Source organism: Oleidesulfovibrio alaskensis DSM 16109 (assembly GCF_000482745.1).
GTDB classification, from domain to species: Bacteria; Desulfobacterota; Desulfovibrionia; order Desulfovibrionales; family Desulfovibrionaceae; genus Oleidesulfovibrio; species Oleidesulfovibrio alaskensis.
Genome location: NZ_KI519494.1, coordinates 666,698 through 680,422, shown reverse-complemented (window position 1 = coordinate 680,422; position 13,725 = coordinate 666,698). Strand labels below are relative to the sequence as shown.

Here is a 13,725-nt window from a genome sequence, read left to right as displayed (position 1 = left end):
TACTCCGACAAGCTTCTGTTTTTACATATTTTACCTGAATGACTGATTACTCACCCCATACAAGTACTTACTTTTGCAGCCAGTATTTTTTTGGTTACACAACCAACTATAAAATCAATGTGATAACGGCAGCCGGCCTCCCCGTTCCGCAAACAGCACAAAAAAAAAAGCGGCACAGACCTCAGGCATGCACCACCGCGGCAACCGGCTTCTCAGGCAAAACACCGGCGAAAACACGACCGAAAACACGGCCGATGACACCATATCCGCCGCGGCAGCACCGGAAAAAACAGCCGGATGCCGTACGGATACGGCCCGTCAGCCTTCCGTCTGCCGGACCAGCACAGGAAAACGGCGGCAGAATATCATCTGCCGCCGGAAAACAGCCATAACTGAAAACCAGTACTCACCACAGCAGCGGAGCTGCCGGACTTACCAGATCTGACAGGCCCGCTGCCCGACTTGCCAGCTCCGGCAGGCCGTGCAACCGGCCACCGGCTGCAGCCGCAGGCGCCCTGCGGAATCACATACCCAGTTCGCGCAGTCTGCGGTACATGGTCTGGCGCGAAATACCCAGCAGACGGGCGGCCTTGGCTTTGTTGCCGCCTGTTTCCTTAAGCGCTGCCGAAAGACGCTGTTTCCACTCCGCCCCCTGCGCGGCGGCATCGGGAGCATCATGACGCAAGGCGCCCGTACCGGCGCTCTGTGCCGAAAAACGGCCGCTTTGCATGAGCTCTGCAGGCAATGCCGCAGCGGGAATGACATTGCCGCCGGCCATGATGAACGCATGTTCCACCGCGTGCCGCAGTTCACGGACATTGCCCGGCCAGTCATACTGCACCAGCAGCTGTTGCGCGCTGCTGTCCAGCCCGCTCACACGCCGGTGAAAATGCTCGTTGAATTCCTCAATAAAATGTTCTGCCAGCAGCGGAATGTCTTCGCGCCGTTCGCGCAGTGCGGGCAGGTGCACCTCGACCACTTTCAGCCGGTAATACAAATCTTCGCGGAACTTGCCGCGGGCCACAAGTGCACGCAGGCTTTTATTGGTTGCGGCCACCACGCGTACGTCCACTTTCACGGGGCGCCCTTCACCCACCCTCTCAATTTCTTTTTCCTGCAGCACCCGAAGCAGTTTAAGCTGCACCGAGGGCGAAATATCCCCTATTTCATCCAGAAAAAGAGTTCCTCCGTGAGCCATCTGTATGCGGCCGGTTCTGTCCTTTGTGGCACCGGTGAACGCCCCGCGCACGTGGCCGAACAGTTCACTTTCAAGCAGCGTTTCGGATAAAGCCGAACAGTTGACTTTGACAAACGGTCCCTGCGCCCGCGCACCGGAATGGTGCAGCGCATCGGCCACCAGTTCCTTACCTGTTCCGCTTTCACCGGTGACAAGCACGGTGGTGTCCGTGTCGGCCAGACTTTCCACCAGACGGAAGACCCCGCGCATCACGCTGCTGCGCCCGATCATGCTGCGCCGGATATGCTGCGCCGCCAGAGCACGCTCAAGACCGGTCAGTCTGGTGACATCACGCACTATAAGCATGACTCCGCCGGCAGCATCGGTCCCGGGGGGGTGCTCAGTAGCGGCCGCTGCACAGGCCAGCGGCACGGCACTTATATCAACAATTATCTCGCCACGGTCATGCTGAACAGCCACACCGCCGCGCTGTACAATGTGCCCCGCGCGCACGGCCTCCCGCAGCAGCGGCATGCATTCCGCCGCAGCGCTTCCCAGCGCCTTGTCACACGGCTGTCCGCCTGCGGCTGCCGTATCCATGCCCAGTATGTTCCGGCAGGCTTCATTGACACTGAGCACCGTAAAGCCCGAAGAGACTGTCACAATGGCATCCGGCACGGCATTGAACACCGTTTCCAGATGTCTGCGCAGTTCGTCTTTTTCCCGTTCCAGCCGCTGTTTCTGATCCACCACGTACTTGTAGCGCAGCCAGCGCTCCGCAGCCAGCAGCAGCTTGTCTTTATCCACCGGTTTGTACAGATACTCGTCCGCCCCCAGAGCCAGAGCCTCCACCGCGGTTTCCATGCTGGGTTCACCGGTTATGAGAATAAAGGGCATTGTCAGCCCGCGGTGGCGCACTTCGCGCAGCAGGTCTATGCCGCTGGGTCCGCCCAGCATGATGTCGGCAAAAATCAGGTCGGGTGTCTGCCCGTCAATAACCGTCAGCGCCCCCGCGCAGGACGAGGCCGTCTGCACGTCATATCCCGCCTGTTCCAGAAACAGGCGGAACGTGAAACAGATGGATTCTTCATCATCAACCACCAGAATAAAGGCCATTATTGCGCTCCTGTGGGGGTGGGCAGGCTGATCTGCACCCGCGTATACGTGTGCCCGTCGCTGTACAGTTCCAGCAGGCCGCCATGTGCTCTGATAATACTCTGGCTGATGGACAGCCCAAGCCCGGTGCCTTCACGCTCCGGCTTGGTGGAAAAAAAAGGCTCCAGCACTCTGGCACGCAGATGCCCGGGAATTCCTCCGCCCTGATCGACAAATTCCGCCACCACCATGCCTTCGCCCCCGCGGCGGCTGCGCAGCGATATGGCAAGGTGCTTTTCCGGACACGGCGTTGCAAAGCGCCTGTTAAGTGCATAACGCGCATTGCTGATGACATTCAGAAAAACCTGCTGCAATTCACGGCTGCGTCCCCGCACCATGGGCAGATCAGGCTCTACGGCAATCTGCAGGGTTATGCCGTCACGGCTGATCATGGCACGGGTAAGGTCCAGCGACTCAAGCAGCACGGCTTCGGGACGCAGCAGGGCCATCTCCTGACGCCTGTCCCGGGCAAAAAACAGCAGATTATGAGCGATATCTGCTATTCTGCTGCCTTCCTTGATAATTTTTCTGGCTATCCCCGCTTCGGCCTGTGCCTTGCGCGATTCCGCTGCATCAAGCAGCAGCTGGGCGTAATTGATGATGCCGTTCACGGGGTTATTGATTTCATGAGCAACACCCGCAGCCAGTTCGCCCAGCGAAGCAAGCTGTCCGGCACGCACTGCTTCGGCCCGCAGTCTGCGGATGTGCGAAACATCCTCCGCCACCACAATGCCGAACAGGGGCTTGTCTTCTGCGGCACATACGCCAAGACAATGCACCCGGCACCATTTGTCCTCATCCTGCAGAGCGTTCAGACGCGCCTCGAAAGCCACTCCTTCCACGCCGGAACCCACCCCGGCCCGCAGACGCTCGCGCACTGCGGGGCGGTCATTCTCATTAAACAACAGCGCAAAATCGCTGCCGCGTAACTGGTCGTGCGAGCCGCCCAGCATGGTGCACAGGGCAGCGCTGAGCTGCAGCAGCCGCCCCGAGGGCGAAATATACCCCACCGCAGCACCGCCGGAGTTCTGCACCGCATGTACCGGCTGTCCGGCAGCATCAGCCCGGCGCACTGCGCCGCCGGACAAAACACCGGCCGGAGCAGCCGCCAGTTCACGAGCCGGTTCAGGGGGCTGTTCATCATCCTGACCGCTCCCTGCACACTCCTCGGGATGCAAGGCAGAATCCGGTGCAAAGCCGGACGGACGGCGCCCAGACGGACCTGACAGATCAAGCGCATATCCGGCCACACAGGCCACGCGTCCCAGCGCGGCAGCCACAGGATACAGGGCGAACGCCCTCCAGCCCTGCGGCAGCAGCACTTCATAACGCACGGGCTCGGCATGTTCGGCACACCGTTTAAGCGCGGCTGCGTGCACCGGCCAGTCGGCATCGCCCAGCAGAGAGCGCAGCGTGTGTCCTGCAGCCTGCCGGGCACCCAGCCCGGCCTGTGATGCAAAGGTCCGGTTGCACTCCAGCAGTGCTCCGTCACACGACACCAGAAAAGCCCCCACGGGCGAGGTGTCCAGCAGCACGCCGGGACGTTCCCGTTCAGTATCAGGCCGCCCGCAGTGCGTCAGATATCCGTTATTGTCCACGCTGTCCCCTACTGGCTCACCCACAGGGCAAACCGCTGGGTGTTATCACGCAGCCGCATGGTGACGGAACGCGTGAACAGCCTGTTGAAAAAAGAATCCGGCTGACGTTTGTTACGGCCCGCCGCCACAACGGCATAGTGCCCCCGGTCCGCCACATTCAAAATGCTCTCCACATGATCGGAGCTTTCCATGACCAGCGTTTCAATGCGGTCTTTGCCCACACCGTTTTCTTCCAGCAGCATGCGGCCGCGTTCCAGCACTTCTTCCGCAGCAGTCCGGGCACGGTTGAAATGCAGCAGAGTGAACGCATGCCCCGCACAGTCGCGCAGCATGAACCCCGCATGGTCCGCAATGCGGTAAGAAGGCTCTTCGCCGTCCAGACACAGCAGCACGTTACGTCTTGAAGCGTCCGGCTGGTGGCATATCCATACGGGAAAATCAACGGACTCCCACAGCAGACCGCGGCTCACACTGTCTTCATACATCTGTTCCAGTCTGCTCAGATAACGCCCCCCCACCACCACGGCATCGTACAGTCCTTTGCGGGCGGTATCCACAATGTCGCGCAGCACGCCGTACCGGCGCGGCAGCACCAGCGTTTCAATATCTGCAGGCAAAACGCCCTGTCCTTCCGCCCATTGACGCACACCGTGCAGCATGTCTGCAGCTCTGCGCTGCATGGCGGCAGCCGCTGCAGCATCCTGTCCTGCCGTACCCAGCACATGCAGCAGCGTCATGCGCACTCCGGCGGAACCATTAAACAGACTGCAGGCAAAACGCACTCCGGCCGAAGATTCCCTGTGTTCGCTCACCGCCACCAGCAGATGCTTGTCCATGCGTCACCTCCGCATCAGCGGTCGAACAGATATGAATACTTCACGCCGATACCGTCTGTGCGCTCGGCAAGCTTCAGTGCCAGCGCTTTCGCCGTATCCTGTGTCACCACTCCCACATCACGGGCAAGATAGTGCCGCAGGGTTTCTTCACTTTCTGAATATACCCAGATGACGGAATATACCGATCCGACTTCAGGGCGGGAAGGAAACTCCGCCACCGATGAAATGAGCACACGGTACTTGGGCACATCCTTGTCCGTCAGGGTGAACAGGCCCGAACCGTTGAACAGCTCCTTCAGTTCAAAAGCCAGTCTGGTACCGGCGGTATCCACACCGTCATGCTCCACGGCCACGGGCACGCTTCTGTCCGGCAGTGCGGCGGGTTTATCCGGCAGGGTCTTGCCCGTGGCGGGCGGGGCAGCTGCCGCACCATGGTGCAACAGCAGCGCAAAAGCCACACAGGCCACCGCAATACAGGCGGCCCGCAGGTACAACGGGACAGTACGCATATGGTTCATCGCACACTCCTTGTGATTAAACCGCACCGCAGCATAACAATAGCCCCATGCCGGTTTCGAGACAAGAATCCCCCGGCCTGCAAACCGGCCGCATGACGCCGCCCCGTCAGGCAGCTACACCGGCCTTGCGCATACTGTGCGGAATAAGCTGAACAAAAACAAGCGAGCACAACGCCAGTCCGGCAGCCCCCAGAAACGGTATGCGGTAATCGACCATCCACAGATAACCGCCCAGCGCGGGCAGAATGACCGCACCTATATGGTTGATGGTAAAGCTGGCCGCCATGCTGGGCGCGATATCCGCCGGATCGGCCACTTTCTGAAAATAGCTTCTGATGGCCAGCGCAAAATTATAGAATATGTGGTCTATCACATACAGTGCGGCCACCTGCCACTTGCTCCACGCCACGCCATATCCCAGAAAAACAAAAAGCAACGCGGCATATTCCAGAGTCAGTACAGCGCGCTCGCCGTACCGGTTCACTGCCCGCCCTATGGCAGGGCTGAGAAACCAGTTGACCACGTTGTTCACAATAAACAGCGCCGTGATTTCGCCGATACCGAAACCGAAACGGTCAACCAGCAGAAATACGGCAAACGCGACAAAAATCTGCCTGCGCGCCCCGCTCAGAAAGGTAAGCAGGTAAAAAAGCCAGTACCGGCCGCGCAGAACGATCCCTTTGTTCTGTCTGGGCGCCGTGGGGCTGGCCGGATTCTGCCGCAGCGCCCACACCCCTCCGCACACTGCCACACCGCCCACCACCACAAAAATGGCGCTGTAGGGCAGCCACAGAGAAAGCAGCGCGATGGTGCCGCCCACAGCCAGGTTTGCTCCGGCAGTGAACCCGCGTATGCGCCCCATGATGACAGGGGCTTCTTTTTTGCCGAAATACTGCAGGGTCAGAGACTGATTAAGGGTTTCGTAATAATGAAACCCGAAGGACATCAACATGGTGGTGGCCGCAACTCCCCCGAATGTGGGAAACTGCCCCGCCAGCATGACGCCGCCCCCCATGATGCACACCGAAACCGCCGCAAGGCGGTGTTCGCGCGCCAGCAAAAGCAGAAAAACCACCCCCAGCGCCATAAAGCCGGGAACCTCGCGCAGAGACTGTACAATCCCCATCTGCAGACCAGAAAGCCCTGCGGTTTCAACAGCATAGTTGTTCAAAAGGGTACGCCAGCCCTGAAAGGCAAATGCGGAGCACAATGCAAGAACCACAAGAAAAACAAGCATGCGGCGGTTATCCACCGCGCTTCTCTCCTCGGCGGGAGAGACAGGAAGAACACTGGACATATAAGTCTGCTCCGTAAAAAAACATGATGCGCAGGTCCCTGCTGAAGTGCCTGCGCTTCTGCAGCAAAGACGTCAGCGGATGATGACGGCCTCGAACCAGAAAATCTGTGTGCCGGCACTGCGCCACGCATCAGGGGCAAGCCCCGCCTTGCGGCAGGTATGCTCCAGAAATGTTTCGCGGTTCCAGCCGTGCTCTGCGGCCACCTGCGGCAGCAGCAGCCCCGCATGCGCCCCCCGGCGGACAACCAGCCCGTGTCTGCCCGTTTCTATAAGCGCGGGGTCAGGACACGGCGTCACCGGTCCCATTACAGACACGCAATATGTCACACGACCGGCCTCTGCCGCGGTGAGCGGTGCAAAGCGGCTGTCGCCGAAGGCCGCAGCCTGCGCCATGCGTGCCACCGTGACGTACAGCGGACCGCTGCCCGTAAGCTGCCCGATACAGCCGCGCAGCACGCCGTCCAGTTCCAGTGTGACAAAAGCCCCCAGTTCCATCTGCGGCACGGCCGAACATTCCGGCGGGGGAGCTGCGGGATGCGCCTCGCGTCCTGCAAGTCCGTCCGCAACGGCGCCACGGGCTGTCCGCAGCAGAAATTCTTTGTCGGCGTCCGCAGGCGCCAGTACAAAATCGCTCATATACCCTCCGGCTGTCCGGTTATAAGGGGTTGCAAAAGCGGTGCATCAAAGTGATACTATAAGTATACAGCCACAGCCATCCGGCCGGTGCCGGAGCACAGGGGGAAAAAGTATGCCATATCCTCGCGGCCGAACATTGTTTGCGCTCACACTGGGGGCAGCATGCCTGCTGATGGCGGCAGCCCTGTATCTGGCAACGCCTCCCGGTGACATTCTGGTGGGCTTTTCCGGCCCGCTGGAAGGAAAATTCTCCGACCTCGGCGTGGAAGGCCGTAACGCCGCGCAGCTGGCCATCGAAGACATCAACGCCGCAGGCGGTATTGACGGGCGGCGGCTGCGCCTTGTCACCGCACATGACGGTTACACGCAAAAAGACGCGGTGGAGGCCGACAGCCATCTTGCCGGACAGCGGGTGGCCGCCGTCATAGGGCACATGACCAGCAGCCAGCAGCTGGCCGTGATGGCCGTACACAGGTCTGTGGTCTATGTCTCGCCCACGGTCTCCACGTATCAGCTTACCGGCATGGATGACAATTTTTTCCGTGTCATTGCAGACAACGACGCCACAGCCCGTGATCTGGGCCTGTTTGCCGCCTCCCGCGGGGTGCAGACGGCCGTGGCCCTGCTGGACACGGTGAATGAAGATTTTTCACGGACGTTTATCAACGCTGCGGCCAGAGGCTTCACCTCGGCGGGAGGCACGGTAGTCAACATCATTCCGTTTTCCTCGTCCGTTCCTTCTTCGCTGCTGGATGCCGCCGCCTCGGCCGCTGATTCCGGCGCGCAGGCCGTATTTGTGGCGGCTTCTGCGCGTGACACCGCGTTTGTGCTGGCCCAGATGGCCCAGAACGGATTCTCGGGCCCGAAATTCTCCTCCACATGGGCACTGACTCCCGCGCTGATAGCACAGGGCGGTACCGCAGTGGAAGACACGTTCTTCTGCCATCCTTATCCCACACTGGCCGAACTGCCCGCCCACCGCAACTTCATCAGCCGGTTCAGCGAGCGGTTCGGCTGGGAACCGAGCTTTCCGGGCCTGTTTGCCTATACCGCCGTGCGGTTGCTGCAGCGCGGGCTGGAAAAAACACAGGGACGGACGGCGGGCCTGCGTGAAGCCCTGAAAAGTATCAGACAACTGGATGGTCTGTGCGGCCCCATCACGCTGGATGCATACGGAGACGCACACATGCCGTTCTTCATTTCCACAGTGCGCAACGGCGCATTCGAGCCGGTACGATGAAAACCACCCAGCTGCCTTCGCTTTCGCGGACCATGTCTGTCAAGCTTATCCGCTGGATGTGCGTGCTGGGAATGCTCTGCGCGCTTTTTCTGGCCGCATTCTCCTACCAGAGCCGCATCAGCGAATTCGAAGCGCGCAGCCGCTACAACGCCGGAATCATCGCCAACTACATCAATGAATATATGCAGGGTGCCTACGCCGCGCTGCAAAACACCATGGACGAACCCGACGGCACACTGCCGCACACCATGACCATGCTGAAAAGGCTGTACCCGCAGTTCACCAGAGTCATGCTGGTGGACGGCAACCGCAAAATAACCACCAGTGTGCCCCCGGCACTGCCGGGGCAGGAACTGGCTGTCCCTCTGCTGCCGGTTGCTGTGGCCGGCGGAGTCATCAGCCAGCCGCAGGGCATGACCGATGCCGGAGACATGGGGGTGTATCTGGGCGTAAAGCAGCAGGACGGCTCCATGCTGGTGGCCGAGCTGCACCTGCGGGCCGTGCAGAAGCATCTTGCAGAGCTGTTTCCCAAAGAATCAAGTCTGCTGGTACTGACAGATGCATGGGGCAACACCATGGTGCACCCCGACTGGGCCATGGTGCGGCGTTTTGCCAACATAGGTCTGCAGCCGGTCTTTCATGCCACCCGCGACACGGGATCATTCTTCGGCAAGACGGAATCCGAAGGCCGCCTGTTGCAGGTTTCGGCCATGCGCATCGCTTCCACAGGGTGGGTCATTCTGCACATAATGCCCACCATGAATGTGATCACGGGCACCGCGCGCGACATACTGGCCTTTGTGGCGGTGTTTGCCGCGCTGTATACAGTTCTCGCCGCATCGCTGCTGTACGAGCTGCAGCGCGGGCTTGCGCGCCCGCTCAGAGAATTCACCAGAACCATCAAGGACATTTCTGTGGGAGCATGGCCGGGCAGATCCGGCAGCCCGGAAACCTATGATGAATTTCAGGAAATGCGCCTTGAATTTGACAACATGTCCGCAGCGCTGGAGGAACGCGAGGCGGATCTCACCCGGGCGCACCTTTTTGTCCAGAACATCATAGACGCCATGCCTTCCGTTGTTGTGGCTCTGGATACACAGGGGCATGTCACCCACATGAACAGGCGCGCGGCAGAACGCATGCAGCACAACGCACCCGCCGGCAAAACCCTGCTGCCCATCGAAGCCATTGCCCCGCAGATTTCACCGTTTCTGCCGCAGCTGCACCATGCCCTGCACACCCGCACCCCCCTTGAGCTGCACCTGACAGGCAAAGACGCCGACGGCAGCACCGTGCATGAAGAAGTGCAGCTGGCCCCGCTGCCCGGCGAATCCGAAGGCGGCGTACTGCGCATAGACGATGTGACGCAGCGCATCCAGCTGGAAGAAATGATGATTCAGACTGAAAAAATGATGTCTGTGGGCGGGCTTGCAGCGGGTATGGCCCACGAGATCAACAACCCGCTGGGTGCCATACTGCAGGGAACCCAGAATATCCGCAGGCGCATCACCGACACGCTGCCCGCAAATATCGCTGCCGCACAGAAGGCGGGGTGCTCCATGCAGGCCGTTCAGGCCTATATGCACGAAAGAAAAATTCCCGATTTTCTGCAGGGCATACAGGAATCCGGCCAGCGTGCCGCCAACATAGTATCAAATATGCTTACATTTTCACGCCGCAGCGATGCCAGCCCCACCACAGCCAATCTGCATGCGGCGCTGGACCGCACGGTACAGCTGGCTTCCAGCGACTATGATCTGAAAAAAAAATACGACTTCAGGCAGGTGCACATCGTCCGCGAGTTTGCGGACGATGTGGGAGACATCATCTGTCACCCCATTGAGCTGGAGCAGGTGGTGCTCAACCTGCTGCGCAATGCCGCCCAGTCCGTGGCCACGCAGGGAGCGGCACTGAAAGAAACGGGCGCGGAAGAGTACAGGCCCACCATACACCTGCGCACACGCAGAGAAGACGACTGGGCAGTCATCGAAATAGAAGACAACGGCACCGGCATGTCCGCCGCCACCCGGAGGCGCATATTCGAGCCGTTCTTTACCACCAAGCAGGCGGGTCAGGGCACCGGACTGGGGCTTTCGGTCTCATATTTCATCATTACCAAAAACCATGGCGGCACCCTGACGGTGGATTCGCAGGAAGGAGAAGGAACCACCTTCACCATCCGCATTCCTGTAAACGGACCGGCCGCCGTGCGCACGCAGGACAGCTTCACCTAAACGGGGTTCAGTCGCGCCCCAGCAGCATCACGGAGCCGAGTCCACCCAGCAGCAGGCCTGTTACCAGATTCAGCGCGCCCTGCCTGCCGTCGTAGACCCGCCGTACGAAAGGCGTATCCAGAAAACGGACAAAAAGCGCCCATCCGACCAGAGCTTCCGCCACAATGACACCGCCATACAGGGCCTTGTCACCCATGGCTGATTCCGGCGAAACAAACTGGGTGAACACGCTGAGCACAAACAACGTGACTTTGGGGTTGAGCAGGTTGCAGAACAGCCCGTCACGGAATCCCTGTGCCATGCCGGCCTGAGGTGCCGTGCTGCGCGCGGCGAACAGCGAACCGCCGCCTCCGCGGGCGGCAGCCAGACACCGTGCCGCTATATACAAAAGGTACAAAGCTCCGGCTATCTGGATACCGCGGAACACAAGAGGATACGTCTTAAGCACCAGTGCAAGCCCCAGCACAGAAAGCGCAACGTGCACGCTGAGCCCGGCGCAAACACCCAGAACGCAGGCATAGGCAGCACGCGGCGCTCCGCCCCGCGGGGCGGCCGTGGCATGACGGATGATCAGCAGCATGTCCGGTCCCGGAGTCATGCGGGCAAAAAAACAGATGGTCAGCAGGGTCAGCACCGACTCTGTCATACTAGCTCCTGAATACTGCGCGGCGGTATCCCGCCGCATATCAATGTGCAAAAAGTGAGGACTGCATCTGCGCAAAAAGCATCTCGCGCACCCAGCGGTGTCCGGGATCGCCATGAAAACGGGCGTGCCATATGATGGAATATTCGAACGAATCCACGGCAAACGGCAGCGGAGCCCAGGCAAGGGCCGGTTCACTGGGGTTGCGCGCCTGAATGACATTGCGCGCCACATGCGCCGGCAGGGTAAGCAGCAGATCCGTCCGCGAAACTATTTCCACGGCAGAGGCATAAAACGGCACCCGCAGCCTGATGTTGCGGGAATGCCCCAGCTTGCCCAGCACCCTGTCGATTATGCGCACCTTGTCGCCGCCTATGGTGATAACCGCATGGTCCGCCTGCACATATCTGTCAAGTCTCATGGCTCCTGCAGCTGCCAGAGGGTGCCCCGCGCGCATAAGACAGGCAAAGCGGTCTTCCCCCACACGCAACTGCTCCACAGAGGCAGGCACGCCTTCTGTCAGGCATGTGGCCATATCGATTTTGCCTTCGGCAAGTGCACGCATGCTGTCAGGCTCCCACCCGATGGCCTGAATGTCGATGCCCGGCGCGGCGGCAAGAATGGCCCCCAGCGCATCCGGCAGAATGTATTGCGCCACATAGTCCGTCACCGCCAGAGTAAACGAACGGCGGCAGGTTGCAGGGTCAAACCGCTGTGCCTCGAAAAGAGCATGTACATTGCCCAGCACCATCTCAAGCGGCCCTTCCAGCTCGCGGGCACGCTCGGTAAGCACCAGCGCATTGCCGGAGCGCACAAGCAGCGGATCGTCAAACAGTTCACGCAGCTGCGCAAGATTTTTGCTCATGCCGGACTGTGTGATATGCAGCCGTTCCGCCGCGCGGGTCACATTGCCTTCGTCCAGCAGCGCCTTAAGCGCCACAAGCAGATTCAGATTCACGGAAGATATATCCATTGTCCGCCTTCTTTATACCATGCACCGCTGCAAACGGCACCGGACCTCGGCCGCAGGGGCCGCACGGGTGCACATGCCGCCACGGCACACCGCGGCAGCCACTCTGCCCGGAAGAGTTAAAAACCTTGTTCCAGCGCGGGCGAAACCAGCATATCCGCCGCTGCACCGGCCGCAGGACGCCGTGACGGTGCCAGATGCACCACCCGGCCCTGCAGCGACAGCCGGCCTTCGGCCAGCCACTGCAATGCCTGAGGATAAATGCGGTGCTCTGCCGCATGCACCCGCTGCAGCACGTCATCGCGGGAATCGCAGGCAGACACGGGAACAGCCGCCTGAATGATCACCGGTCCGTGGTCCATTATTTCATCAACAAAATGCACTGTGCACCCTGCCACACGCACACCGTACTCCACGGCGTCGGCTACTCCCCTTACTCCGGGAAAGCTGGGCAGCAGGGCCGGATGCACATTGAGCACCCTGCCCGGAAAGGCATTGAGAAAATACGGTGTAAGCAGACGCATGTATCCCGCCAGCATGATGGTGTCGGCCCCGCTGGCCCGTATGGCGTCCACCAGCGCCGCGTCAAATTCCTCTCTGCCGGCAAAACTGCCGTGATTGCGCGCCCACACGGGAATGCCTGCACGCCGCGCCCGATCAAGGGCGCAGGCGTCTTCCTTGTTGGACGCCACAAGGCGCACCTCTACATCCAGCACACCCTGTGCAGCGCGGTCCAGCACGGCCTGCAGGTTTGACCCGTTGCCCGATGCCAGCACCGCCAGTTGCAGCGGCATAATGCCTCCTGTCCTGCTATAATCAAAGACACTGCACGCCGCACATGACGGGCAGCCGTAACAACATCATCTCGTATCACAACACATGCACGGGATCACCGTCTTTCACAGTGCCTCCGCACAACACGCGGCCGAACACACCTTCTGTAGGCATGATGCAGAACCCGACGGTTTTATGAATATTGCACTTGTTATGACATTTTTTGCCTATCTGCGTGATTTCCAGCTCAACACCGGAACCGATGCGCAGCCTGCCCCCCGGCAACAGACGGGTGAGCGCGATACCTTCCACCAGAATATTTTCGGCAAAATCACCTGCAGCCAGCGAGGGCATGCGCGAACGCATTTTATCCACGCTTTCCACCGCAAGCAGGCTCACCTGCCTTCCCGAACCGCCGTGGGCATCACCCGCAACACCGTAATCTTCGCGCAGCTCGATGGCATCGACCACCTGCTTGCGTTCTCCCTTGCGTTCACTGATGCATACCGCGCGCACTGTTCCTATACGGTTCATGACGTCCTCGCTGTGTTGATTGCTTACCGAAGCATCTCCGCTGCAGAGATGACGGAGCATGATGCACCAGACCGCAGTCCGGCGCCAGCCGGTGCGGGCTACCTGTCAGTTCA

General features: G+C 60.1%; 12 protein-coding genes. 2 read left to right on the top strand and 10 right to left on the bottom strand.

Annotation, left to right across the window (positions count from 1 at the left end; all coding sequences use genetic code 11):
- Nucleotides 1–523: 523 nt before the first annotated feature.
- From H586_RS0115200 to amrA, 6 genes are all read right to left on the bottom strand, one after another.
- On the bottom strand, nucleotides 524–2,293 hold the full coding sequence (locus H586_RS0115200; RefSeq protein WP_027182467.1) for a sigma-54-dependent Fis family transcriptional regulator: 1,770 nt from the start codon (nucleotides 2,291–2,293) through the stop codon (nucleotides 524–526).
- A complete protein-coding gene (locus H586_RS20270; RefSeq protein ID WP_051364054.1) occupies nucleotides 2,293–3,930 on the bottom strand; it encodes an ATP-binding protein in 1,638 nt (545 codons plus the stop codon). The genes H586_RS0115200 and H586_RS20270 overlap by 1 nt, the downstream gene beginning before the upstream one ends.
- Before the next feature lie 8 nt (nucleotides 3,931–3,938).
- A complete protein-coding gene (locus H586_RS20725) occupies nucleotides 3,939–4,766 on the bottom strand; it encodes a universal stress protein (protein WP_011368627.1) in 828 nt (275 codons plus the stop codon).
- A 14-nt stretch (nucleotides 4,767–4,780) separates the two neighbouring features.
- Nucleotides 4,781–5,284: a hypothetical protein gene (locus H586_RS0115185; RefSeq protein WP_011368628.1), complete on the bottom strand. Its 504-nt coding sequence runs from the start codon at nucleotides 5,282–5,284 to the stop codon at nucleotides 4,781–4,783.
- A 106-nt stretch (nucleotides 5,285–5,390) separates the two neighbouring features.
- On the bottom strand, nucleotides 5,391–6,581 hold the full coding sequence (locus H586_RS0115180) for an MFS transporter (protein WP_034619351.1): 1,191 nt from the start codon (nucleotides 6,579–6,581) through the stop codon (nucleotides 5,391–5,393).
- A 72-nt stretch (nucleotides 6,582–6,653) separates the two neighbouring features.
- The gene (gene amrA / locus H586_RS0115175) at nucleotides 6,654–7,217 is read right to left on the bottom strand and encodes an AmmeMemoRadiSam system protein A (RefSeq protein WP_011368630.1); all 564 of its coding nucleotides are present in this window, start codon (nucleotides 7,215–7,217) and stop codon (nucleotides 6,654–6,656) included.
- Between the two features lie 112 nt (nucleotides 7,218–7,329).
- On the opposite strand from amrA, the gene H586_RS0115170 reads away from it, so the two are divergent.
- Nucleotides 7,330–8,457, top strand: coding sequence for an ABC transporter substrate-binding protein (locus H586_RS0115170; RefSeq protein ID WP_011368631.1), 1,128 nt, complete (start codon nucleotides 7,330–7,332; stop codon nucleotides 8,455–8,457).
- Nucleotides 8,454–10,691, top strand: coding sequence for a sensor histidine kinase (locus H586_RS19515; RefSeq protein WP_011368632.1), 2,238 nt, complete (start codon nucleotides 8,454–8,456; stop codon nucleotides 10,689–10,691). The genes H586_RS0115170 and H586_RS19515 overlap by 4 nt, the downstream gene beginning before the upstream one ends.
- A gap of 7 nt (nucleotides 10,692–10,698) precedes the next feature.
- Here H586_RS19515 and H586_RS0115160 read toward each other — a convergent pair whose 3' ends face one another.
- The 4 genes from H586_RS0115160 to H586_RS0115145 form a co-directional block, all read right to left on the bottom strand.
- Nucleotides 10,699–11,337: a LysE family translocator gene (locus H586_RS0115160; protein WP_011368633.1), complete on the bottom strand. Its 639-nt coding sequence runs from the start codon at nucleotides 11,335–11,337 to the stop codon at nucleotides 10,699–10,701.
- Nucleotides 11,338–11,377: 40 nt separating this feature from the next.
- The gene (locus tag H586_RS0115155; RefSeq protein WP_027182464.1) at nucleotides 11,378–12,307 is read right to left on the bottom strand and encodes a LysR family transcriptional regulator; all 930 of its coding nucleotides are present in this window, start codon (nucleotides 12,305–12,307) and stop codon (nucleotides 11,378–11,380) included.
- A gap of 116 nt (nucleotides 12,308–12,423) precedes the next feature.
- Entirely contained in the window at nucleotides 12,424–13,098 is a 675-nt protein-coding gene (gene purN, locus H586_RS0115150) for a phosphoribosylglycinamide formyltransferase (protein ID WP_011368635.1), read from the bottom strand.
- A 76-nt stretch (nucleotides 13,099–13,174) separates the two neighbouring features.
- Complete coding sequence (locus H586_RS0115145; RefSeq protein ID WP_027182463.1) at nucleotides 13,175–13,603, bottom strand: MOSC domain-containing protein; 429 nt, start codon at nucleotides 13,601–13,603, stop codon at nucleotides 13,175–13,177.
- Nucleotides 13,604–13,725: the final 122 nt, after the last annotated feature.